The sequence below is a fragment of the Chloracidobacterium sp. N genome (genome assembly GCF_018304765.1).
Classification (GTDB): Bacteria; Acidobacteriota; Blastocatellia; order Chloracidobacteriales; family Chloracidobacteriaceae; genus Chloracidobacterium; species Chloracidobacterium aggregatum.
This window is the reverse complement of sequence record NZ_CP072642.1, coordinates 2,544,160-2,567,451: the sequence shown is the minus strand read 5'-3', so window position 1 is coordinate 2,567,451 and position 23,292 is coordinate 2,544,160. Positions and strand designations below refer to the sequence as shown.

At 62.7% G+C, this 23,292-nt stretch carries 20 protein-coding genes, 1 tRNA gene and 1 pseudogene; 9 read left to right on the top strand and 13 right to left on the bottom strand.

The features are described from left to right. Positions 1–38: 38 nt before the first annotated feature. Positions 39–2,315, top strand: coding sequence for a diguanylate cyclase (locus J8C05_RS10775; RefSeq protein ID WP_211422171.1), 2,277 nt, complete (start codon positions 39–41; stop codon positions 2,313–2,315). A 56-nt stretch (positions 2,316–2,371) separates the two neighbouring features. Here the strand turns inward: J8C05_RS10775 and J8C05_RS10770 are convergent, their stop codons facing one another. From J8C05_RS10770 to J8C05_RS10745, 6 genes are all read right to left on the bottom strand, one after another. Continuing rightward, positions 2,372–2,815 (bottom strand): (deoxy)nucleoside triphosphate pyrophosphohydrolase, encoded by a 444-nt coding sequence (locus tag J8C05_RS10770; protein WP_211422170.1) that lies wholly within the window; start codon positions 2,813–2,815, stop codon positions 2,372–2,374. 16 nt (positions 2,816–2,831) lie between these two features. Continuing rightward, positions 2,832–3,905 carry a peptide chain release factor 1 gene (gene prfA / locus J8C05_RS10765; RefSeq protein ID WP_211422169.1) on the bottom strand — a complete coding sequence of 358 codons (1,074 nt, stop codon included), beginning with the start codon at positions 3,903–3,905 and terminating at the stop codon, positions 2,832–2,834. 92 nt (positions 3,906–3,997) lie between these two features. Further along, positions 3,998–5,017, bottom strand: coding sequence for a glycosyltransferase family 2 protein (locus tag J8C05_RS10760; protein ID WP_211422168.1), 1,020 nt, complete (start codon positions 5,015–5,017; stop codon positions 3,998–4,000). Next, positions 5,007–5,918: a carbohydrate deacetylase gene (locus J8C05_RS10755; RefSeq protein WP_211422167.1), complete on the bottom strand. Its 912-nt coding sequence runs from the start codon at positions 5,916–5,918 to the stop codon at positions 5,007–5,009. Before J8C05_RS10755 ends, J8C05_RS10760 begins: the two co-directional genes overlap by 11 nt. Further along, on the bottom strand, positions 5,908–6,777 hold the full coding sequence (locus J8C05_RS10750) for a TrmH family RNA methyltransferase (RefSeq protein WP_211422166.1): 870 nt from the start codon (positions 6,775–6,777) through the stop codon (positions 5,908–5,910). The genes J8C05_RS10755 and J8C05_RS10750 overlap by 11 nt, the downstream gene beginning before the upstream one ends. 29 nt (positions 6,778–6,806) lie before the next feature. After that, complete coding sequence (locus tag J8C05_RS10745) at positions 6,807–7,460, bottom strand: hypothetical protein (RefSeq protein ID WP_211422165.1); 654 nt, start codon at positions 7,458–7,460, stop codon at positions 6,807–6,809. Between the two features lie 173 nt (positions 7,461–7,633). On the opposite strand from J8C05_RS10745, the gene J8C05_RS10740 reads away from it, so the two are divergent. Continuing rightward, positions 7,634–8,965 carry a serine/threonine-protein kinase gene (locus tag J8C05_RS10740; RefSeq protein ID WP_211422164.1) on the top strand — a complete coding sequence of 444 codons (1,332 nt, stop codon included), beginning with the start codon at positions 7,634–7,636 and terminating at the stop codon, positions 8,963–8,965. A 55-nt stretch (positions 8,966–9,020) separates the two neighbouring features. Next, positions 9,021–10,424, top strand: coding sequence for a tetratricopeptide repeat protein (locus J8C05_RS10735; RefSeq protein ID WP_211422163.1), 1,404 nt, complete (start codon positions 9,021–9,023; stop codon positions 10,422–10,424). Here the strand turns inward: J8C05_RS10735 and thrB are convergent. Continuing rightward, complete coding sequence (thrB, locus tag J8C05_RS10730) at positions 10,421–11,425, bottom strand: homoserine kinase (RefSeq protein WP_211422162.1); 1,005 nt, start codon at positions 11,423–11,425, stop codon at positions 10,421–10,423. The two genes, J8C05_RS10735 and thrB, sit on opposite strands and share 4 nt — an antisense overlap. Positions 11,426–11,508: 83 nt before the next feature. On the opposite strand from thrB, the gene J8C05_RS10725 reads away from it, so the two are divergent. Next, on the top strand, positions 11,509–12,345 hold the full coding sequence (locus J8C05_RS10725; RefSeq protein ID WP_211422161.1) for an alpha/beta fold hydrolase: 837 nt from the start codon (positions 11,509–11,511) through the stop codon (positions 12,343–12,345). A 55-nt stretch (positions 12,346–12,400) separates the two neighbouring features. Here the strand turns inward: J8C05_RS10725 and J8C05_RS10720 are convergent, their stop codons facing one another. From J8C05_RS10720 to J8C05_RS10705, 5 genes and pseudogenes are all read right to left on the bottom strand, one after another. Beyond that, on the bottom strand, positions 12,401–14,107 hold the full coding sequence (locus J8C05_RS10720; RefSeq protein WP_211422160.1) for a SpoIIE family protein phosphatase: 1,707 nt from the start codon (positions 14,105–14,107) through the stop codon (positions 12,401–12,403). A gap of 55 nt (positions 14,108–14,162) precedes the next feature. Further along, positions 14,163–15,497 carry an FHA domain-containing serine/threonine-protein kinase gene (locus J8C05_RS10715; RefSeq protein ID WP_211422159.1) on the bottom strand — a complete coding sequence of 445 codons (1,335 nt, stop codon included), beginning with the start codon at positions 15,495–15,497 and terminating at the stop codon, positions 14,163–14,165. A 65-nt stretch (positions 15,498–15,562) separates the two neighbouring features. Then, the gene (locus J8C05_RS15640; RefSeq protein ID WP_281503753.1) at positions 15,563–16,243 is read right to left on the bottom strand and encodes an FHA domain-containing protein; all 681 of its coding nucleotides are present in this window, start codon (positions 16,241–16,243) and stop codon (positions 15,563–15,565) included. 156 nt (positions 16,244–16,399) lie between these two features. Continuing rightward, positions 16,400–16,468 (bottom strand): annotated as a pseudogene (locus tag J8C05_RS15740) (zinc-ribbon domain-containing protein); the annotation flags it as partial. A gap of 266 nt (positions 16,469–16,734) precedes the next feature. Continuing rightward, positions 16,735–16,920, bottom strand: a complete 186-nt coding sequence (locus J8C05_RS10705; protein ID WP_211422158.1) for a PLDc N-terminal domain-containing protein — start codon at positions 16,918–16,920, stop codon at positions 16,735–16,737. Between the two features lie 307 nt (positions 16,921–17,227). Between J8C05_RS10705 and tpiA the strand changes: the two genes are divergently transcribed. From tpiA to J8C05_RS10690, 3 genes are all read left to right on the top strand, one after another. After that, positions 17,228–18,004, top strand: coding sequence for a triose-phosphate isomerase (gene tpiA, locus J8C05_RS10700; RefSeq protein WP_343316628.1), 777 nt, complete (start codon positions 17,228–17,230; stop codon positions 18,002–18,004). Between the two features lie 79 nt (positions 18,005–18,083). Beyond that, positions 18,084–18,575: a preprotein translocase subunit SecG gene (secG, locus tag J8C05_RS10695; protein WP_211422157.1), complete on the top strand. Its 492-nt coding sequence runs from the start codon at positions 18,084–18,086 to the stop codon at positions 18,573–18,575. 67 nt (positions 18,576–18,642) lie between these two features. Continuing rightward, a tRNA-Leu gene (locus J8C05_RS10690) sits at positions 18,643–18,725 on the top strand. A 73-nt stretch (positions 18,726–18,798) separates the two neighbouring features. On the opposite strand, the gene pdxT is transcribed toward J8C05_RS10690, so the two are convergent. Continuing rightward, positions 18,799–19,380, bottom strand: coding sequence for a pyridoxal 5'-phosphate synthase glutaminase subunit PdxT (pdxT, locus tag J8C05_RS10685; protein WP_211422156.1), 582 nt, complete (start codon positions 19,378–19,380; stop codon positions 18,799–18,801). Positions 19,381–19,765: 385 nt separating this feature from the next. Between pdxT and J8C05_RS10680 the strand changes: the two genes are divergently transcribed. After that, the gene (locus J8C05_RS10680; RefSeq protein ID WP_211422155.1) at positions 19,766–22,363 is read left to right on the top strand and encodes a hypothetical protein; all 2,598 of its coding nucleotides are present in this window, start codon (positions 19,766–19,768) and stop codon (positions 22,361–22,363) included. Positions 22,364–22,537: 174 nt separating this feature from the next. Then, positions 22,538–23,059 carry an indolepyruvate ferredoxin oxidoreductase subunit alpha gene (locus tag J8C05_RS10675; protein ID WP_211422154.1) on the top strand — a complete coding sequence of 174 codons (522 nt, stop codon included), beginning with the start codon at positions 22,538–22,540 and terminating at the stop codon, positions 23,057–23,059. Positions 23,060–23,292 lie beyond the last annotated feature (233 nt).

Below are 23,292 nucleotides of genomic sequence, written 5' to 3'. Positions count from 1 at the left end.
GGGAAGCGCCCATGCGCTGTGGTTGAGGGGGTGGTGGCTTGTCCCTGAAGACATTGAAGACCTGGGTTTCCAAATCACTCACGCCGACGTTGATCTACCGCCTGCAGCAGGCAACCACGTCTCTGTCTGTCCACTTGGCGCGGGCGCCGCTGGCTGTGGCTTTTTTTGATGATGAGCGGTTTCGTCTGCTGGCCTCGGTGGGCTACGAGGAGTTTGCCCGTGAGACCCTTGAAACAACGCTGACCGAACGGCTCAACGCCATTCAGGCGAATCTTCTGGTCTGCGCGCCACGTGCTGCGCTGCCCGGCTTTCCCTTTGCGGTGGCTGACAGCACGACGCTGCTGCTGCGGCGGTTTACCCTTGATCAGTTGTTGTGTGGCGTCCTGCTGGTGGAGTCGGCGGCAGATGAGCAACTGGAAGCCGCCCTGGCCGGACAGGAGTTGTCCTGGTCGTTTCTCATCCGTGAAAGCGGATGGTGCGCCCGCCTGACCGAAGCGGAAGCCCAGGTGGTGGAGATGAGCCGCCAACTGGAAGCGGCGCGGCATGCCATCGAGCGGTTGACCGAGTTGGGTGAGCAGTCCATCCGCGACCGCGAAAAGTTCATTGCCAACGTGGATTACGAGCTGCGCGCTCCGTTGACGACGGTGCTGGGTTACTGCGAGATGCTGCAGGATGCCACCTATGGGCCACTGACCGATACCCAGCGCAGTTTTCTGCGCCACATTGAAGCTGGCGGACAGGCGTTGCTCCACATTGTGGATGATCTCATGCGCCTGGTTCGGCTCGAACGAGGCGGGGATGCCCTGGATATTCGTGAATTTTCGGCGGCGCGCCTGTTTCAGTCCGTCCAGTCGGCCTTTGCACCCCTGGCGGAGCGCCGGCAGGTCCGGCTGGAAGTCCGGCTCGATCCGGCGGCTGGCATGATTGTGGGCGATGAAGCCCGGCTGTACGAAGCCCTTTCCCAGCTTCTGGACGACGCTCTCCGGTACATCCCACGGGGTGGGATGCTGCGCCTGACCGGTGAGTTACAGCGTGTTTCCAGCCATGTCCAGAGCCTGGTCATCACCCTTCAGGATGATATGTCCGGCATCGTGGCCGAGCAGCGGCTGGCCACCTATCGTGCCCTGCAAAACGCGGCCAGCCAGGTGCCCTCCCGTGGTATTGCCTTGGGGCTGAGTGTGACCTATCGCATCCTGCAACTCCACGGCGCGACCCTGACGGTCGAGGGCGACGCCACGCAGGGCTGCCGTCTGATTTTCCGTCTCCCACACCGCTTGTCCGCCTCGCAACTGGAAATGTCCCAGGTGCTCATCGTGGATGCCAGTGCCGAAAGCGGCAATCTTCTGCGCACGATTCTGGAGAGCGAAAATCTCCGGGCGCAGCTTGTCGTGGCGTCCGGCAACGACACGGCGGCCATGCTCCATGCCAACTACTTCGAGTCAGCCACACGGCTGCCGGATGTCGTCCTCCTCGATGCCTCCCTGCCGATGACCGATGGTTACGAACTGTGTCGCCTCATCAAGCAAACCGAGGCCACCCGCTATCTGCCGGTCCTGATGCTGACGGCCTCGCCGGAGACCACGGAGAAACTGCGCGGGCTGGAAGTCGGCGCGACGGATGTCCTCACCAAGCCCATCAACCGCAGGGAACTCCTCATGCGCGTCAAGGCGCTCATTGCCCAGAAGCGTGAATTTGAAGCGATGCTGCGGGCCTATCACAGTGCCCGGCACCGGGCCATCACCGACGGACTGACGGGCCTGTTCAATCACGCCTACTTTCTGGAAAAACTCACCCGTGAGGCTGAACTCGCAGAACGAAGCGGACACCCACTGTCGATCATCATGCTTGATGTAGATCGGTTCAAGCACTTCAACGACACCAATGGCCACGAAGCCGGCAACGAGTTGCTCAAAGACCTGTCCCGGTTGATGGAACGTTGTTTCCGGCGCAGTGATGTTCTGGCGCGGTACGGTGGCGAAGAGTTCGTGGTGCTGCTGCCCAACACCCCCAAGAGCCAGGCGGCGGTGCTGGCCGAGCGGCTGCGGCGGCGGGTGGCCGAATATCCCTTTGCCGGGCGGGAGTCGCAGCCCGGCGGGCGCCTGACCGTCAGCCTGGGGGTGGCCGCCCTGCCCTCGGACACCAGCGGGCCCAAGCAGCTTCTGGAGTTGGCTGACCGCGCGCTGTACCGCGCCAAGCAAAATGGACGCAATCGCGTCTGCGTGGTCGAAAGTGAAGCCCTTGGGCGACCCCGTCCGAGCGGCTTCTGGAAAGTGCCGGACCAGCCGGACCCGGGGAACACCCTTTCGTCGGCCTGATGCCCTGCACACCATCCGCGCCCCGGCCGGACGCCGGCGCTGCCGGCCGGACTGTCTCAATCGAACTGCGGACACAGCCCACCGGGGCGGGCCGCGAGTTGGCACAGGCGGGTAACCACCGGGCGGTTGGGGGCCAGAATGTCCAACGTGGTCATCTCTTCCGGCCGCACCCAGCAGGCGGCCTGAACGCCACGCAAGGCCGGGACGCCGCCGGTGATGCGCGCCCAGTAAAACATGACGGCGAAGGCCTGCCGGGCATCCACGGCATAGTGAATGATGTGCAGGGGGTGTCCGACGGCAATCTGCACGCCGAGTTCTTCGTCCAGTTCGCGCCGGAGTCCAGCCTCGGGAGCTTCGTTCCAGTGGAGTTTGCCACCGGGAAATTCCCACTGGTTGGCAAACCGTCCGGTGGGCAGCCGTTGTGTCAGCAGGACGTGCGGGCCGTCCACACAGACGGCAGCGACCACCAGCGTCGTGGTTGGGTGGGGCGTTGCGACCATGCTCTGCCGGAGAACTTCAGGCGGCGGCTTCGGCCTGCATCCTGAGCGCCTGGAAGTGGGCCACGAGCGGATCGAGCAGTCCGTCCAGGTCGCCCTCCATCACCGTGTCGAGTTGGTGCAGGGTGAGTCCGATGCGGTGGTCGGTGATGCGATTTTCCTTGAAGTTGTAGGTGCGAATCTTTTCGCTGCGCTCACCGGTCCCCACCTGAGCGCGGCGTTCGCCGGCAATGGCTTCGTGCTGCTTCTGCCGCTCCAGATCGAGCAGCCGGGCGCGGAGAATCCGAAAGGCTTTTTCGCGGTTCTTGATCTGGGATTTTTCGTCCTGCATGGAGACGACGACCCCCGTGGGCAGGTGGGTCAGCCGTACGGCGGAGTAGGTGGTGTTGACCGACTGCCCTCCAGGTCCCGAAGAGCAGAACGTGTCAATCCGAACGTCCTTTGGGTCAATTTCGATGTCCACCTCTTCGGCTTCAGGCAGGACGGCCACCGTCACCGTCGAGGTGTGAATGCGCCCGGCCGATTCCGTGGCCGGCACCCGCTGGACGCGGTGAACGCCGGACTCATGCTTGAGACGGGAATAGACCCGTGCGCCTTCGATGAGCACCACCCCTTCCTTGAGGCCGCCGACTTCCGACAGGGATTCATCCAGAATCTGCACCCGCCAGCCCTGCCGTTCGGCATAGCGCAGATACATGCGCAACAGCTCGCTGGCAAAAAGCGAGGCCTCGTTCCCGCCGGTTCCGGCCCGGATTTCAAGCAGGACGTTCTTGCCGTCGTTGGGGTCCTTGGGCGTGAGCAGGCGCTCCAGTTCGAGCTGGCATTCCGCCCGCTGCTTTTCGAGCAGCGCAATTTCCTCCCGCGCCAGGGCCTGCATTTCGGCGTCATCGGCTTCGCTGAGCAGTTCCCGCGCCCCGGCCAGGTTGGCGTCAATGGTGCGGTACTCCCGGAATTTCTCCACGACTTCCGTCAGTTCGCTGTGCTGCTTGGCCAGCTTGGCGTAGCGCGCCGCATCAGCCACCACATCCGGGTCGCTGAGCTGTGCCGTGAGAGCATCGTATTTTTCTTCAATTGCTTTCAGTTTATCGAACATGGCGCCCACAGGATTTGCGGTTGGCCGGCGGAAGCGGTCAACATCGGTGGTGACGAAGCACGTCTCACCGGTGCGCCCCGTCCGGGGGGAGGCTAGGTGCGAAGCGCGGTAGCCGAAGCCGGCGGACGCGCCGAGGGATGGTGCACCACCTTTTCAACGGTGTAAATCGGCTGCCCCTGTGACTCAAAATAGGTGCGCGCCAGCAACTCGGCGACCAGGCCCGTCGAAAAAAGCTGGATGCCGGCCAGAATCAACAGCGTGCCCATCATCATCCAGGGGGCATGAACCGTGAAAACATCGCCGCCTGTCCAGAGCTTCTTGGCGGCGAGCACCACCCAGATGCCGATCCCGACAAAGAGGCTGAGCAGTCCCGGCATGCCGAAGAAGTGCAGGGGGCGGGTGACGTACTTGAGCAGAAACCGCACGGTGACAAGGTCAAACAGCACCCGGAAGGTCCGTGAGATGCCGTAGTGGGATTGCCCGTCCTCGCGGTTGATGTTTCTGATGGGGACTTCGATGATGCGCGCGCCATTCCAGCTTGCCAGGGCCGGAATGAACCGGTGGAGTTCGCCATACAGCCGGATGCGCTTGATGGTATCGCGCCGGTAGGCCTTGAAGGTCGTGCCGAAGTCGTGCAGCTCAACGCCTGACAGCTTGGCCATCAGCCAGTTGGCCACCCGTGAGGGAATGCGGCGCAGCACAAGGTTGTCAATCCGCTTGTGCCGCCATCCGCTGGCCAGGTCATAGCCGGCGTAAATGGGTTCCACCAGAGCCGGCAAATCGCTGGGGTCATGCTGCAGGTCGCCGTCCATGGACACGATGATGTCGCCCCGGGCGTAATCGAAACCGGCGGCCAGGGCGGGGGTTTGTCCGAAGTTGCGCTTGAGTTTGATGACCGTCACCCGGGAATCACCGGCAGCAATGTCGGTCAGAAGCTGATACGTCCGGTCGCGGCTGGCATCGTCCACGAAGATGATTTCAAACGAGGGGTAGTGGGCTTCCAGAACGGCGCACAGGCGTTCGTAGAGCTTTTCGACGCTGCCCTCTTCGTTGTGCATCGGGATGACAACCGAAATTTCCGGCGGCGGGAGTTGGTCGGTTTCATCGAGCATGGTCGGTCGTACGCGGTTCGTCACAGTGATCGAGATGGGCAAAACTCACGAGCTGAATGTTCTGCCGGGTGATTTCAGCCCGCACCCGGGCATCCGTCAGGGCGGCGAGTTCCCGGACGCGCGATGCCTTGAGGCGGGTCGGGTAGTGCCGCAGGGTATCATCCATCTCAGACGGGTGACACATCAGTTCACTCGTCCCGACGGGCAAAAGGCGAAGGATATAGCAGATAAGGGCGGGATTGAGCAATCCGGTGTGGGCAAAGCCGAAGAAGGCATCCGGGGTGCGGACGCTGGCTGTCCGCAGCCGCGCCCGGAAGTCGGCCGCATAGCGGGTCAGCGCCAGCGTACTGGCTTTCTGCTTGATGAAGGTCAGGGTTTGACCGGGACGCAGCCCGGCCAGCGGAGCAAATGTCAGGCGCTCGTGCGGCTGCCGCACAGACCGGATGCCGTAGCTTTCGGCGACCCGGAGCATCACGTCCAGCACCTGTGGGTGGGCATGCGTGTGTTTGTGGCTGTCCAGATGGGTTGGTTGCAGCCCGGCGGCGAGGACTTTTTCCACCTGGGCGCGGAACTCGATTTCGATTTCCGCCGGGCGGAGTTCCCGGCGCAGGAGGCGGCGCAGGAACAGGCCGAAGTCGTTGGGAAGGGTGCCATCGGGACCGAGCAGGCTGCGCACGTCAGACGGCGGAGCAACCGGTTGGCCTCCCAAAAGAACGAGATGGATGCCGACGCCCAGCCGGGGCGCATCACGGAGACGCGCCACGGCGTCATCGAAGGCCAGCCCGTTGGCCATGAGGGTGGTACTCGTCACGATGCCGGTCTGGTGGGCGCGGAGAATGCCGGTGTTGACGCCGACACACATCCCGAAGTCGTCGGCATTGACGATGAGCTTACGGCGCATCGGTCGTCCCTCCGGCCGGAGGTTGCTGAGGGGCAGGTGGCGGAGACCCGGCAGCCGGTTGGCGTTGTCGCCGGGCTTCGTAGAGCAGGATGGCGCCGGCCACGGCAACATTCAGGGATTCAACCGGTCCGGCCATGGGAATCACCAGGCGGGCGGCAAGCTGGGCCTGCCATTCATCGGTCAGCGAGCGCAGGCCGTGGCCTTCCGACCCAAGCCAGATGAGCACCGGCTGGCACCAGTCGAAAGCCTCATAGGGGGTGTCGCCCTGGCTGTCCGCCGCAACCAGGCGGACGCCCTGCCGGTGGAGCTTCCGCAGTTCATCGCCCACGTCGGGTCCGGCGATGATGGGCAGCCGGAAGGCTGAGCCGGCGGCGGCCCGCAGGGCTTTGGGCTGGAAGGGGTCCACGGTGCCGACGGTCACCAGGGCTGCCGTCGCGCCGGCGGCTTCGGCGGTACGAATCAGCGCGCCCAGGTTGCCGGGGGACTGGATGCCATCCGCCAGAATGAACAGTGGCGTCGGGTGGGCGGTGCTGTCCGGCAGGGTGGACACCGGACGGCGTCCCAGCGCCACGATGCCCGGCGGCGTTTCCACATCGCTGATATGTGCCATGACGGCCTCGGTCAGCATGGCGCCCCGGCAGGGCTGCGGTTGCAGGTCGGCGAGCAGTTGTGCGCCACGCGGGGTGTCGCACAGCCGTGGGCTGTACGCGATGGCTTCAAAGACGAGGTGACTGCGCAGGGCTTCCTCGACCAGCCGTACACCTTCAATGAAGATGACGTGCCGATCACGTCCCTCGCGGGCGGCGACGAAGCGTTTGACAAATGGGTTGCTGCGGCTGGTGATGGTGTCAATGAGCATGGGGTTGGTGGGCTGCGACGTGGACCATATCAGACCGTCGGACGCCGGAGCGCCTCGGTCAATTCTGTCCAGTTGACCGAGGTGCGGACAAGAAAGTGCCCCGGAACGGGGGTAATCGAGTCCACGGTAACAAAATGCAGTGGGCGCAGTCGCCGTCCGGCCAGCGTGTATTCCAGATTGAGCGCCACCCGCATTTCGGGAATCTGGTTGAGGTTGACTTCCAGTCCGCGCCCGTCGAAGTGGAGCCCGGCCGAGGGGTCGCCGGCCTCGCGCAGGGCATGCGCCTCGCCCAGCACGTGGTGAAAGAGCAGGGTCAGCAGGTGGGCGGCGGCCCGTTGCCAGAGTTGTGTGCCCTGGACGGCCACCGGGCCGGCTGGCGCGAGATAGATGCGCCGGCGATAGCGCGTGAAGGTGACGTGCTCGATGCGCAGCGGGACACTGACCCGGGCGAGGAAAAACCGTTCGCTGCGGGCCGAGATGGTAAAGCTTCCCTCCTGGGTCTGGAGTGTGACCTCCCGCACGCCGCGCATGGGTGTCGTCGCCAGCGCCTTGTTCAGATGGGTCTCATCCACGCGGATTTCCCCGGCCGCCAGGCGCGCCAGCGTGTTGTCCCGGTGAAGTTGGGCGAGTATGTCGAGCGCCTGTTCACTGCGCTCCCACGCCTGACGAATCCACTGCCACATTGCTAATGGTGATGATGTTCCCCCCGCCAGTGGGGTGGTGCGGTGCGCCGAGAGTCTGTTTGACAAGCGAAAGATGGCTTCTGTAGAGTTTGACACGTTCTGCACATCGGCGGTTGATGTTTCGCAACGGTCGTTCCGTTGCCCCTCCCTCCCACGCTCCAGGCACGACGGTTATGAAGCGCTGCGTCATCTGTGGCAAGGAATTCCATGACCAGATGCGGTTTTGTCCGTTTGATGGCGGCGCTTTGGAAACTATCGAACAGGACGCTTTCATCGGTCAGACGCTCGATGGAAAATACCGCATCGAAGCCAAGATTGGTGAGGGCGGGATGGGGGCGGTGTATCGCGCGCGGCACGTGCTGATGGACACCCATCTGGCCATCAAGGTGCTGCATCCGTCGCTGGTTTCCGATGCCACTTCGGTGGCGCGCTTCCAGCGCGAGGCCCAGGCGATGGCCCGCATCCGGCACTCGAATGCCATTGCCGTGACAGACTTTGGCGTTACGGAAGACCAGATCAACTACATCGTCATGGAGCTGTTCGAGGGGGAATCGCTGCGCAAGGTCCTCGAACGCGAAAAAAAGCTCCCCTATGCCACGGCCATTGCCATTGCCCGTCAGGTGTGTGGGGCGCTTGAAGCCGCCCATCGCAGCGGCGTCATCCACCGCGACATCAAACCGGAAAACATCTTTCTGTCGCCCCAGCCCGACGGGTCCTACTTCGTCAAAGTCATAGATTTTGGCATTGCCAAGATTGTGACCGATACCTCGCAGGGCGGCCCGCCGCTGACCCGTCAGGGGATGATCATCGGTTCGCCGCACTACCTGTCGCCGGAGCAGTGCACCGGGCAGGAACTGGACGCCCGTTCGGATATTTATTCGCTGGGCATTGTGTTGTTCGAGATGCTGACCGGGCAGGTGCCCTTCACGGCGGTAACACCGGTGGCGGTGGCCCTGCTCCACGCGAATGAACCCCCGCCCAGCCTGCGCAAACTCAATCCCGAAATCCCAAAGGCCCTGGATGACCTTGTGATGAGCGCCCTGGCGAAGTCCAAGGCCGACCGCCCGGCCAGCGCCCGCGAGTTTGCAGAGGAGCTGGCGCGGGTGGCGCGGCTGGTCAGCCCGTCATTTGATCCGGTCACGCCGCTGGTCGAGAAAATTCTGGATGCCTCCCTCACGCCTTCCAACGGCGCCCCGCCACTGGCGGCCTCACCTGTCCCGCCTCCCTCCACCGTGAGACAACGCCCGGTTGAGCGTCGTCCAGCCTCCACGCCTCCATCTCCCGCGCCTGTGCCGTCCGCGCCTGTGCCGTCGCCATCACCTTCGCTGGCACCGCCGCTGCCGGCTGCCCCACCGCCGACCGCGGGCACCGCCTGGGACGGAAGCAGCCTGGCCACCTACGGGCAGTCATCAGCCGACAGTCAACTCTGGCTGCGCTGGGTGGTGGCGGCGGTTGTGGTCTTCCTGGTCCTGCTCGTTGCCCTTCTGATGTATCTTTTCTCGTGAACGGGCCCCCTCGGCCATCACACACGGGACAAGAGACACCACGAGACAAAAAAACATGAATTCACTCATGGCTTATCTGCGCTTACTTGGCCTCTGGCTTTGCCTGCTGACGACACTTTCCCTGGCACAATCCCCGGCGGATCCCAACTCGGCCCCCAAGCCGAAGCTGCGCTATGGCGACCCCGGCTATGTCGGGGCACGGATTAGTTTCAAATGTGAGAGCTGTTCGCTCCCGGATGTCATTCAGGGCATTCTGGCCAAGGCGGGTCTCCGCTTCGAGTTTCCAGAGGCGCAGCAGTGGCAGCGGGTCGCCGATACGGTGGTCGTCAACGAGGAGCCGTGGAACGAGGTTCTGGATGTCGTCCTGGCCCGTCATCAGCTTCAGGCGACCTGGTCAGAGGTGGGGCGGCTGGTGATTGCCCGCCGGTTGACGCCGGTGGCGACCGGGCCCGGCAAGCTCGGCCAGCTTCTGGCGGGGCTTCCCCCGGTGCCGGTCAACATCACCACGCTCAACCCGGCGTCCCGTGCCATCGAGGCCGAACGCCTCTTCCGCGAAGGGATCGGGTATTTCTTTCTGGCCAACCCGGATGACTCGCGGTTGGCGCTGGTGCGCTTTGCCTGGGCTACCCGTATTTTCGATGAGGTTGAATACGCCGGGCGTGAGGCTACAGCGCTCTATATGCTCGGCGCGGCCTATCTCGATCTGGGGCAGACCGCCAGGGCGCGGGAGGCCTTCCAGCGCGCCCGTGATTTCGGCCAAAACGCCGGCAACCAGCGGGCCGTTGTGCTGTCTGAGGTCAGCCTTGCCTACCTGGACGCACTGGAGGGGAAATCCCCGGAGACCGCCCGGCGCGCTGCGGCAGCCGGACTGGACTTTTTCAGACAAGCCACCGCACGCACCAATCTGAGCAGTCGTTCCCTCATTGACCGGGAACTGGATGCGATGCTCGTCACGCTGTCCGGGCGGCTGTTCTTCCGGCTGGGGGACATGGAAACGGCCTACCAGGCTTTTGACCTTGGCTTCGATGCCTACACAAAGCTGGATGACGGGGCGCGTGGGGTCGTTGAAAATGCGGTCTGGCTGGAACGCTGTGCGGGGACGCTCGGCCGACGCACTGAAGCCCAGCAGTCCATTGAGGCGGGGCGCAGTGTCCAGCGCGGAGCCCGGTCAGCGCGTCTGCAAATCGCCCTGCTGGCCTGGATGGGGATGGTCTATGGCGAGTCCGGCGACCTGAAAAAGGCGCTGGAACTCCAGCGTGAGGCACTCACTGCCATCCGCCAGTTGTCAGACCCGGCCCTGGAAACCGGTGTGCAGTGGAATCTGGCGCGTATCCAGGCCGCTCTGGGGAACTATGCCGACGCGCGCCGCAGCTATGAAAACGTTCTGAAGCTGACCGAAAAAGAGACGGATGCCTTCTGGCGCACCCAGGTGCAGGAAGCTCTGGCGCGTCTGCCCTAGTCCCTGTCGGCTGTGGCTTGTCCCACCCGGAGGGAGCGGGGCGGGGCCTCCGATGTGGGTGCGCGAAGGTCTTCGTCCGGGCGCAGGTAGCGAATCGTGCGCCCGATGGTATCAATCCGCGGGTAATACACCACCGACTGGTGGCCATGTGCGGCAAAGCACTGCTGCATGGCCGTGGCGATGCGCTCCTGGTTATGTGAAGCCAGGGCCAGTGCGGACGGCCCGGCGCCGCTGAGCGCCGTTGCCCAGAGTCCGTCCTGTTTGAGTTCGAGGATTTCCGCCAGTCCGGGCACGAACGGCGCACGGTAGGGCTGGTGCAGGTGATCGCGCATGGCTTCACGCAGCAACTCATAGCGGTGATGTTCCAGCGCCCCCACAAACATCATCACGTGCTGCATCTGGAAAATGGCTTCGGCGCGGGGGATGGCGTCCGGCAGGATGGCCCGCATCTGCTCGGTGGGAAGCGCAAAGTCCGGCGTAACAATAATCAGATGGATGTCGGCAGGGAACGTGCGATGAAAGAGAATGGGGGTGCCGTGCGCGCGCCCGCAAGAGGTAATCCATCCACCGTAGCGGGCCGGGGCGAGGTTATCCGTATAGTTTTCAAACACCATGGCGTGCCGCAGCAGTTCCGGTTGTGCGAACTCCATCCCCGTTACGGCTTCCACCAGCGACACCCCGGCAATAATGGCGGCGGCGCTGCTTCCCAGACCGCTGCCCAGCGGAATGTCGTTGCTGATGTGCAGGTCGAGAGAAGGTAAATTGACATAGGCCCCGGCTGCCGTATGGCGTGCGACACGGCAGATGAGATTGTCTGCCGGATCGAGGGGAATGCCCGCGGTATGTTGCCCACCAACCGACAGCCGCCAAGGCTGGCCCGCCGGCTGGATTTGTCCCCGGACGTGAAGGTAGAGACCCAGAGCCAGGCCCATGGTGTCAAATCCCGGACCCAGGTTGGCCGTTGACGCCGGGATGCGAATCTCAAATTTTCGTTCCAACATTGCATGTAGTTCCTGTCTGAACAGCACCCCAACCGGGGAGGAGCCATTTCCAACTGGCGGCGGACGCCAACCCGACAGCCACGATGCCTTTTCTTGATACGGATTGTGTCCGACTGTATGTGCAGGTCATTGGCGACAGGGGCCTGCCGATCATCTTTGTCAATGGCTGGGCCGCAACGTGTCAGATGTGGCTGCCATTGGTCAAGCGCCTGTCTCGGTCGTATCGGTGTGTGCTCTACGACCCACGGGGCACCGGGCGCTCGCTGGCCACCGCCCTCGGCACGACCTTTGAGGTCGAGGACGCCGTGGCCGACCTCCACGCCGTGCTGCGCTATGTCCAGGGCTGGGATGCCCACGTCGTCGGGCAGGGAACCGGGGCGGTGGTCAGTCTGCTGGCCGCCCGCGAGCGCCCGCAAAACTTTTCCTCGCTGACCCTGATTGGCACGGAGTGTCTTCCTCCCCCGACGGGCCGCGACCGGGAGGCCGAGACAGACCTGCTCTGGACCCAGGCCCGGGTGCTTTTGCAGGAAGCCGCCACCCTGCCCTATGTGCGCCAACTGTTGCTGTGGCGCTACCGGCGGGTGCCCGAACCGCACCGGACGCAGCTCTATGAAGACTTTGCGGCGACCGACCCCCGCGCTGCCTATGGACTGGCGCAATCCATCCGCGATGTCGTCATCCGCCTGCGGTTCTGGGAGGCCCTGCGGCAGGTTCCCCTGCCCATCCTGCTGGTGCGGGGGGCGTTGGATGATGTGCTTTCACCCACAACCCACCGGGATATGTTTGACTGCATCCAGCGGGGACAGACGGCAACGGTGCGTGAGGCCGGTCACCTGCCAACCCTGGAATACCCTGACGAGTGCGCCGAGCTGCTCCAGAACTTCTTTCGGACGGAATCGCTGCCGGCCTACCGCCCGTGAGTCGGGCCGGTTCCGGCCCGGTCAACCTTCCGGTGGACGGGCGTGGGAAACCGGCTCAGGCGGGAAGGCGGCGCAGCAGCAGCAGGGTCAGGTCATCCGCCGTGGGTGCGCGTCCGACAAAGCGGCTCACGGCTTCCTCCACCCGATCGCGCAGGCGCGAGGCACTGAGGCCCCGGTGTTTGAGGATGGTTTGGGCAAGTCGTTCCAGTCCCAGAATTTCGCCCTGTTCGTTCAGGCTTTCGGTCAGGCCGTCGGTGTAGATGGCAAGCACATCGCCGGGCAACAGACTGACCTGGTGAATCGCCGGTGCGATGTTGGGCAGAATCCCAAGGGGAATCCCCTGGGCCGCAAGTTCGGTATAGGTGCCATCCGCGCGCACGAGCAGAGCCGGGTCATGACCGGCGCTGGTGTAGTGGAGGATGCCGGTGGCCGGGTCGAGTTCCGCGCAAAACAGGGTGAGAAACTTGTTTTCGGGGGAATTTTCGACCAGGTAATCATTGACGGCCGCGACGATGTCGGCCAGCGTCCGCGCCGTCTGCGCTTGGGCGCGCAGCGCCGCGTGGACGCTCGACATCATCAGCGCCGCCCCCATGCCTTTGCCGGACACGTCGCCGACGGCCAGCAGGAGCTTGTCGTCACCACGGGGAATGAAGTCGTAGTAGTCCCCGCCGATTTCACGGCAGGGAAAGCTGAGTCCGGCGATGTCCCAGCCGGCCAGTTGCGGGGGGCGGGTCGGATGCAGGCTGAGCTGAATTTCGCTGGCGACCTGGAGCTCTTCTTCAAAGCGACGTTTTTCGAGGCGGGCCTCAAGCAGACGGGTGTTTTCGATTTTGATGGCGGCCACACGGGCAATCGTGGTCAGCAGGTCGAGGGCATTCTGGCCAAAGTAGGCTGGCGTGAAGGGGCTGTCCATATACAGCATGCCCAGCACTTCGCTTCCGGCCAGCAGGGGGGCCGCGATGAGCGAGGCGGCCGGGGTGTCGGCGCCGTGCGGCCCCTCGTGCCGCGCATGACTGACCAGAATGGGTTTTCCATCCTGCAGCACATGGGCATGGATGGACCATGGAAGCATCACCTCCAGATGTGCCGTCTGTTGGGTGGTGCGGTGGGCCTGTAGCTGAAGCTGTCCGTGCTCATCCCGGAGCAGGAGGTACGCACGCTCCGGGGCAATGGCCTCGAACGCCAGTCCCAGGATGGTGTCGAGGGTTTCTTCCAGAGACTGATCCATGGACAGGGTTTCCACGACCTTGCTGAAGATCGGCAACCAGTTGGGTGTCGCCAGCCGTTGGGTGGCCGGAGGCGCCATGGGAGGCGTGGTTACGGCCACGAGTTGGTCCGGCCCCGGGAGAAAATCCTTGCCCTTGGGGAAGGCGAGAATTTCGGTCGGCGCACTTTGTCCACCTTCAGTGAAGCGAAAGGCCGGCGGTGTTTTGTAGGAGCCGGAGGACGTGGTCAGTCCGTCCGCCACCCGCAGCTCGGTTTCGCCAATGCGGATGACATCGCCAAAGTGGAGCGCCGCGCTCGACTCGATGCGTTGTCCGTTGTGATAGGTGCCGTTGGCGCTGCCGCTGTCGTAGAGAACAAAAAACTCGCCGTCACGCCGGATTTCAGCGTGGAGACGTGACACGAAGGGGTCGTTGAGGCAGATGTCGTTGCGTGACGACCGCCCAATCGTCAGCCGGACGCTCCTGAGCGGCACTTCAAAAGACGCCCCCGATGGTGGACGGACATGAATCGCCGGGGGTAGCTTGCGTGACGTCATGCAGCCTGGCCATGGCTACCCTGCGAGCGAACAACGGGCAGGGGCCGCGTCTCAGTCATCGGATCGTGAAGCGCACGCGCGTTTCACCGAGTTTGAGCTCGTCACCGTCTTGCAGGGGATGTGGCGTTTTGGGTATCAGCCGCACGTTGCCATTCAGGAACGTACCGTTGACACTCGACAGGTCTTCAATGAAAAACCGCCCACCTTCCTGAAACAACCGGGCGTGCCGACGCGAAACCTTGGTTTCGGCATCGTGCGGGGTCAGATCGATTTCCGGGAAGTTGCCGGTATGTGGGTCGGTCCGTCCCAGCAGCATCGTATCTTTGATGAGTTCGTAGGCGGCCTTGGGGCTGCCGTGCCCATCGAGCACCTGGAGGCGGGCGATCTGGCGGTTGGGGGTTGCCTTGCGTCCACCACCTCCCTGTCCTTGGGCTGCGCCACAGTGGGGGCAAAAGGCATCGTCCGGCGCAATACTGCCACCGCAGGCAATGCAGAAGGTCAAATCGAGATTGGGCATGGGCGGGCTGTCGAGCCGGCGCAGATGCTCTTCCAGCATGCGCTTCATTTCAGCCGCCGAAGCCGGACGGTCCTGCGCCTTGTGCGCGACGGCCTTCATGACAATCGTCTCAATGCCCGCGGTCAGTTTAGGGTTGATGTCGCGCGGACGCGGGTTACGGTCAAAGTCGAAAATCAGGAGCGGATTGTCCTGCGGGTCGGCCCCGGTCAGCAGGTGAAACATCGTCGCCCCAAGGGAGTAGAGGTCTGAGCGTGGTTCGACCTGCCCCGAAAACAGTTCGGGTGGGGCGTACCCCATGGTCCCAATGGCGGTGACCCCTTTCTGGGTGGGCGACACGAAACGGGCAATGCCAAAGTCAATCAGCATGACACGCGGCGGCGTCCGGGTGTCATCAAGCATGAGGTTGGCCGGTTTGAGGTCGCGGTAGATGACGGGTGGGTTCTGGTTGTGGATGTAATCAAGGACATCACAGACCTGAATGGCCCACTCGGTCACGGTTCGCTCGTCAATATAGCCCGCATCACTTTCCTTGAGCTTTCTGGCCAGGTCCCCCCCCGGCACGTACTTCATCACCAGGTAGTATTTGCCATCGTTGACGAAGTAATCATAGACGGTGGGAATGGAGGGGTGTTCCAGGCTGGCAAGCAGTTGCCCCTCGCGCTGGAAATCCTCGATGGCCTTCTGACGTTGGGCAGGGTCCGTGAACAGGTCGTACATTTCCTTCACGGCCCGGCGGGTCTTGTCGTTGGCTGGCCCGAATTTTTGGTCATACGCCAGATAGACGCTGCCCATGCCGCCCCCGCCAATGCGTTTGACAATGCGGTAGCGTCCTTCAAGGATGGTCTCCGGCGCGAGTTGTTTTTGGTTCACCATGGGGTTGGCAACGCGGTGGCAGGCAAATCACCCTGTCCCCTGCGGCGGCCGGGCGCGACAGGGAATCAGCGAATGTAGTGAAACTTCAAAAACGTCTTGCCGACGATGATTTCGTCACCGTCGTTGAGTGGATGCCGGTTGCCAGGCAGAAGGCGTCGTCCACGGTTGACAAACGTTCCATTCGTGCTGCCCAGGTCTTCGAGGACATACTGCCCATCCTGGCAGACGATGCGGGCATGGCGGCGCGAAACCTTGGCTTCCGGGTCATCCTGATCAAGGTCAACATCCGGAAAGATACCCCCGTCCGCATCCCAGCGCCCGATATTGGACTCCGTTTCGGTCAGCAGGAACTCCTTGCCAACCGTTCCACCCCGCTGGATGACCAGTTTGGCGCGTGGCACCGAGGACGACGTGGAGGATGTCGCCGGTGGCGGTGAACCGGGCGTAGGCGTTTTCTGGGGAGGGGCGGGATGGCTGGCTGTCGGAACAGCCGCCACCGGAGGAGGGGCCGGCGTGACCGGCGGTGACGACATGGCCGGCGGAGCCGGCATCGGTGGTGGAACCGGCGGTGCTGGCGGCGTCATGGAGGACGGGGCACTGGCTCCGGCCGAAAACAGTGGCGGCGCTACAGCAAAGACATCGGCTGCCGGTGGCGCGGCAGGATAGGGTTGCGGCGCCATGGCAACCGAAGGAACGTTCGGCGGCGGGGGCGAAAAATCGGCCGGTGCCATTCCCAGCGGTGTCATCTTGGGTTCCGGCCCGCCAGCCAGGGAGGCCGCCCCGTAGGGAACCTGGTCGCGCGGCGGGACTGCAGCGGGTGGTGCGGTTCGAGGTGGAGCGGATGGCCCACCACCGTGAGGTGTCACACCTGACGCGGGCGCACCACGCATGGCGGAAAGCTGATAGCCGCACTCGTCGCAGTACTCAGAGCCGTCGAGATTGTCCGTACCGCACTGCGGGCAACGTATCATCGCACCTGACCTCATCTTGAACTGCTGTGGATGATTGTCGAGAAGCCAAAGCAGTCACCGATTATAGCCAAAACCTTACATCGGGCAAGCCGCTTTCCGGTCAACAGTTCTGTGGTTTCAGGGCCGGCCCGGGCACAGCCCCCCCGCCCCGGAACGTCCGGGACGTGGCCGCCGGTTCGGCCGCGTGGACTCTGTCCGACACACGTGGCGTTGACGCTGGCGTGTGATGCCGGCCCGGCAGCAGGCTGGATGTGGTGGGCGCGGTGTCAGGCTCGCCCCTGGGCCCAGTCCCGGAGCATAAAGAGGTAAACCAGCGAGCCGATGACCGGAAACGCGACAATGAGCGCGACGGAAACAATTTTGCGGCCAAGTGTGCCACCGCTGCGCAGTGCATCGGCCAGGGCAATAATCCACAGGGTGGTGGTCAGCAGCCAGAAGGTGTAACGAATCATCGTGGTTTCTCCCCAAGTCGTGGTGGTCAGCCCGTGGCGGGCGGTCTCCGCAAAGAAAACATGGTTGACGCCGATCCAAATTTCCGGTGCCGGATGCACGCCCCGACGCCCTGAGCCTGGCTTACGGTTGGAAAGTGTGAAAAGTTGCCGACTTCCATCCCAACCCGTCCTGTCTGATGTGCTGCTTCGTGCTTTCCCTCGATTCGGTTTTGCTTGGTCATTTTGGGGGCGCACGCTAAAGTCATCCCACGAACCCGTCGGCTCGTCAATGACGTGTCGCCAGTGAGTCTCTTTATGTTCAGGTCCCATGGCACTGCGTACCCCTCTCATCATCGGAAACTGGAAAATGCACAAGACGGTCGCGGAGGCCGTCGCTTATGTCACCGCCTTTCTTCCCCGGGTCGCACAGGTGACGGACGTTGAGATCGGAATTGCGCCCGTTTTCACGGCGCTCTCTTCCGTGGCAACGGCTGCCAAGGGGAGCACCCTCCGGGTGTTGGCCCAGGATGTCGCCACCGAAGGTCCAACCGGGGCCTTCACCGGAGAAGTGGCAGCCGAAATGCTCCGGGAAGTGGGTTGTTACGGGGTCATCGTCGGGCACTCCGAGCGGCGCCGTTACTACGGCGAAACCGATGCCATCGTGGCGGCCAAGGTGCGACGTACCCTCGATGCCCAACTTCTGCCTGTGGCCTGTGTGGGCGAGACGCTGGACGAACGCGAAGCCGGAACGGCGCTGACCGTCGTCGAGCGGCAGCTCCGGGCCATTGCCGGTACGTTGACACCAGACGAGGCCCCTCGTATAGTGCTGGCTTATGAGCCGGTATGGGCAATCGGCACCGGCCGGGCCGCCACGCCGGAAGTGGCGCAGGCGATGCACCGGCACCTGCGGGCCACGTGGGAGGAATGTTTCGACGCCCCGGCTGCGGCGGCCCTGCGCATTCTGTATGGTGGAAGCGTGACCGCCGACAATATCGCAGCGTTTACGTCCCTGCCCGATGTGGACGGAGCGCTGGTCGGCGGTGCCAGTCTTGCGCCGGACGGCTTTGCCCAGCTCATACAACGGTCGCAGGTGGCATCGGCGTAGGCAGGCGCGTGCCGTGCCCGATCGGACGTGCCGGATCGAAGAAGCGGTAATGTTGAGTCGTGGAGTGAAGTCTTAGGACATGCCTTGGTATGCTTACGCGCTGTATGCGCTCTTTGCCCTTGTCTGCCTGTTGCTTATCGGCGTCGTGCTGCTTCAGCCCGGCAAGGGCGACATCGCCCTGTTTGGTGGCGGCAGCCAAACCGCCTTCGGCCCGCGCGGCGCACAAAAGCCCCTGGAACGGGTGACGTTCGTCCTGAGCGGGTTGTTCATGGTGCTGGCGTTCACCTTTTCCATTCCGGGAGTGCTGTTGCCGCGTTCGGTGGCTTCGGGGATCAAAGACACCCCACCGCCGCCCAAGACCGAGCAGCCGAAAGAGGAATCGAAGCCGGAAGAAAAGAAAGATGCCGGCGCGACGGAGACCCCCGCCGGGGCGGCTCCAGCCGCAAGCGAGGACAAGCCCAAAGAGGAAAACAAGGAAAACAAAGACGCCAAGCCAGCCCAGTCCCAACCCGAATCAAAGGGCGGGCAAAAGGCTGGCAGCCCGCCGGAAACACTAGGGAAAAATCAGTAGGGGGTGCCAGGTTTTCTGGATTTCACCCCCGGCCGGGGCATATAGTGGGCGGACAGAATCTAACAATGCCGAAGTGGTGGAATTGGTAGACACGTACGTTTGAGGGGCGTATGGGCAACCGTGGGGGTTCGAGTCCCCCCTTCGGCACCACCCGTAACCATGGCACGCGGCTACCGCGTGCCATTTGTTTTTTCCTGAATGGTTCAAGCGCCCGTGCGGGCGCTCAGGGCCGGTTCAAGCCAAAGACGAACTGATGGATGCGGGCGTCGTTCGTCATTTCCGGGTGGAAGGTGGCCGCAAAAATCTGTCCCTGGCAAACCCACACCGGATGATCGCCCCAGGTGGCCAGCACCTCGATGCCGGGGCCGACGGCCTCGATGATGGGTGCGCGAATGAAGACGAGTTCAAGCGGGTCGGGTCCCAGTCGCGGGATGGTCAGCGTGGTGGTAAAGCTGTCCACCTGTCGCCCGTAGCCGTTGCGTCGTACGGTCATGTCCACAAGGCCGAGTGAGGTTTGCGCCGGGTGCGTGACAACGCGCGCCAGCAGAATGGCCCCGGCGCAGGTGCCCAGCAGCGGTCGCCCCGCTGCCGCAAACTCCCGTATCGCCGCAAACCATGGCTCGGCCTGGAGAAAGCGCAGCATGGTCGTGCTCTCCCCACCCGGCAGGATGAGCCCGTCCAGGTCGGCGAGGTCCGCAATGTGACGCACGAAACGCGGGGTCGCGCCGGCCCGCCGGAGCGCCTCGGCATGGGCCGCAAAGTCACCTTGAAAGCTGAGGACGCCAATGGTTTGCCGGTCATTCATAGCTTGGGAAGCCTAGCACGGCGGCCGGGCTGTGACCAATCCAGCGCAGACTCCGGGGCAGAACCCCGAAAGCCCAGTCAGCCCGTCAGACAAAGCCTGACACTGAAGTAATGTTTGACCTTGGTTGACGGTCAAAGTAGGTTGAAACCATCACAGTCCAAGCTTCTCCGCCGGTCGCCACCGATACTTTTTACGCACTGATTCCAGGATGAACGGGCGACGGCAGCAGGACTGCAATCAGGCGCGCTCGCGCCGTCCTGGATTGTTTCCGTCCCCGCTTCGACGTCCCCGTAAGTCAAGTTGCTGACGACACCACAGGCAGCCCATGGCGTCCCCATGCGGCCGATGTGGTTGGTGAGAAAGTCCTCTGTAGAGGGAGTTGCTTATGGCTAGCTTTTCGTCCTACGCCAACGGGGTGAAGCGGTGGTACCAGAAACTGGAACTACCGATGCCACCAGAGCGCATTTTCGGTGCGCACATGATGTTGATTGGTGGGCTGGCATGTCTGATTGGGACGTACTTTTTCGCCAGTATGACGATGTGGAACGACGGGTATGTGAATCTCACGCTGCGTCCACGTCTCATTTCACTGGGGATTTACGACCCGTACGACACAGAACAGATTCAGAGGGTGTGGCTGCCGCTCATTGGTGAGTTCAGCACCAGTAAGCTCCCGTTTTTTGGACAGTATCCCCTGACAATGACCGATTTCCGGCTCTTTGGCTGGGGGTGCTTCCACATTGGCCTGGGACTCTGGCTCGTCTATGCCGGCGCTGCCCACTACTACGGGGCGCGGGGGGGCGCCACCATCGGTGAAATTTTCTGGCTGCTGCCCTACGTCCCCGGACTCAAGGGACTGTGCCAGATCAAGTGGTTCACGCCGGAAGGGCCGTGGTACAAGGTCGGGCTGCCGTGGGGGAGCTTTGCCAATACACCCTGGCCCATTCTGCGGCGCACCTACGCCGACGCCCTGAGCCCACACACGGTGTACATCGGGTTGTTGTTTTTCATCTGGGGCTTTGTGCTGTGGTTTGTGCTGGACAAGCCGCCAGTTCCGCTTCAGCCGGCACAGGTGATGACGCCCAACGGGCTGATGCCCATTGAACAGGCACAGTTCCCCTATGGCTGGTTTGACCCCTACCTCAACCAGGTCATGCACCCGATGAACACCATCAACGGCGAAACCACGATGTGTTTCGTCTGGGGGGTGCTGTTTGTGGCCCTGGGGGCTTACTGGTGGTATCGCCCACCGCGCAGCATCAACATTACGCACCTGGAAGACACCAAGGCTGTCTTCCACGTGCACCTGACGGCGATTGGGTACGTGAGTTTTGCGCTGGCTATCGTTGGTTTCCTGGCGCTGCGCAATCACCCGTCGTACCTGATGCTCAATGACATGAACGTGATCATCTACGGGAAGAAGATCGTCAATCCCGGTCGGATGATTCACAACATGATCACGTTCAACCACGTGCAGGTCGGGTTGCTCTATGTGGCGGCGGGCGTCTTCCACGGCGGGCAGTACCTGCATGGGCTGAACATTTCCGGCGCGTACAAGCAGGCGCGCTCGAAGTTCATCACCTGGTTCCAGAATCCCGACCTCCAGACCAAGATTGTCGGGACGACCATGTTCGTCAGTTTCGTGACCGTAGTGTTCGGTTATGGGATGATCTGCTGGAACACCGGTTCAGAGCTCGACCTCAACTTCGGCATCTATCAGTTCCGTTCCTACCGGGCGATTCAGATGGACGGTGAGGCGGGGAATGTCGGCTACCGGGTGTTTCGTCCGAAGAATCCGTGGGACCCCACGGCCGGCGGAGACTGGGTGAAGAACCCGGACGGAACCGCCAAGCTGGTCAAGGCACGTAACCTCCAGGTTGGCGACCGCATCCTCAATGAAGAACTCGGCATCGGGTCGTCTCCAACCTACAGTTTCACGACCATCGAGGAAATCAACTACAAGCCGGAATGGGGGCAGCCGAAACTGTATGCCGTGCAGTGGGGAAGCTGGACGCACTTCCTGCGCAAGGTCAACCCCCTGTTCTGGGTGGACAAGGGCATCTGGTATCTCCAGAACCAGAAGACCTTTGAAGCGGCCCGCAAGGCCGATGAAGCCTACCTGGCTGCGCATCTCAAGGCGGTGAGCCTGCTCAACCAGCTTGACGAAGCCCAGACGGAAGACGCGAAGAACAAGGCCCAGGCCGAGCTGGACAAGTTCCGCCCGGAACTCGAAAAGGTGCACGCCAGCATGCTCGAATGGAACGAGCGGTTGGCCAGCACGCCGGCCGTGCTTTATTCCAACCTGCGTGATCAGCACCGCGATGGCGAGATCAACGACGCCATCTTCTTCTGGCTGATGATCGGCGGCTGGTTGTTCGGGTTCATTCCGCTGCTGCGCATTGCCTTCCACAACTATCAAAGCCCGTGGTACCGCGACTTTGAGTGGCGGAAACAGTCGCCGGACTTCCCGTGCATCGGGCCGGTCAAGGGCGGTACGTGCGGCGTTTCGATTCAGGACCAGTTGTGGTTCTGTATCCTGTTCTCCATCAAGCCGCTCTCGGCCATTGCCTGGTATCTGGATGGCGGCTGGATTGCGACGATGATGGCGCGGGGCAATGAAGCCTACTACCTCACGCACAACATCAGTCACACGGGCGGGGTGTTCCTCTACATGTGGAACGAAACAACCTGGATTTGGACCGACAATCACCTGACGGCCATGCTGCTGCTTGGTCACCTCATCTGGTTTGTCAGCTTCGCGCTCTGGTTCAAGGATCGCGGCTCGCGGGCAGAAGGAGGTGACATCCAGAGCCGCTGGGTGCGTCTGGTGGGCAAACGGTTGGGCATCAAGACCCTCCAGGAAGTACGCTTCCCGGTCTCGAACCTGGCCACCGCCAAGCTGTGGGGTACGGTGTTCTTCTATACCGGAACCTTTGTGCTGGTGTTCCTCTACTTTGCCGATGGTTTCTTCCAGAACCGGTAGGCAGCCGAAACCGGCGGATGGCCGTCTGTCCGTCATCCGCCGGCTCTTTCCCGGCCCTGTGCCGAAGCATGTAACAAAGTTCACATTGCCGCTGGTGACGGTTGTGGACATTTTTTCAACACGGAGCTTGAAAAAACTCTCCGTCATTTTCACGGTGTGAAAGGCAAAGTCACCATGGCAGCAGAGGAAAAAGCAGAAACGACCAATGGCACGCCGGCGGAAGCGCCGGCCAAGGCATCCGCCAAAACAGCCGCCAAAGCTCCGGCCAAAGCGGCCGCCAAGGCGCCGGCCAAGGCCGCGCCACCGCCCATTCCGGGGCCGCCGAATCGCCTGTCGCGTCCCAAAACGGCCGCACCGAAAAGGAAGCGCGAGCGGCAGATTTACACCATCATCGAGGAGCTGTGCATCGGGTGCGGCTTCTGCACGGATGAATGTCCGCCCAAGGTGAATGCCATTCTGCCACGGGATGTCGAAGCCGTGCTCGATGGTGGTGAAACCTACTGGATTGACCAGGCCCGGTGCATCAGTTGTTCGTTGTGCTTCGTGGCCGGCACCTGCCCGACCGATGCCGTCGTCTTTACGGAAGGCGGAGTGTCGCGGACGCAGTACATGGAGGACTACCTGCACATCGAGATGGTGGATGAGCCCTACTGGCGTCAACGCAGCGAATTGTCGCGGATTGGTTCAATCCTGTGAAGTACACTGGAAGTGTAAACCTCCCCAAGCGGCTTCAAATGCCGTGAGACCTCAACCCCGGAGTCGTCCGCAGCCACCCGATGGTAACACCTGACGGCGACTGCGGACGTGGACGGATGGGAGCCACGTCCGAAAACAAGGCTTCCGCCCTTTGCGTCCCCTGCCAGTGTTGATACTCCGCCCCGTGTCGCAGAACCGGGGCCGAGGGCTGATGTCGGTTGTCAGCCGAGATT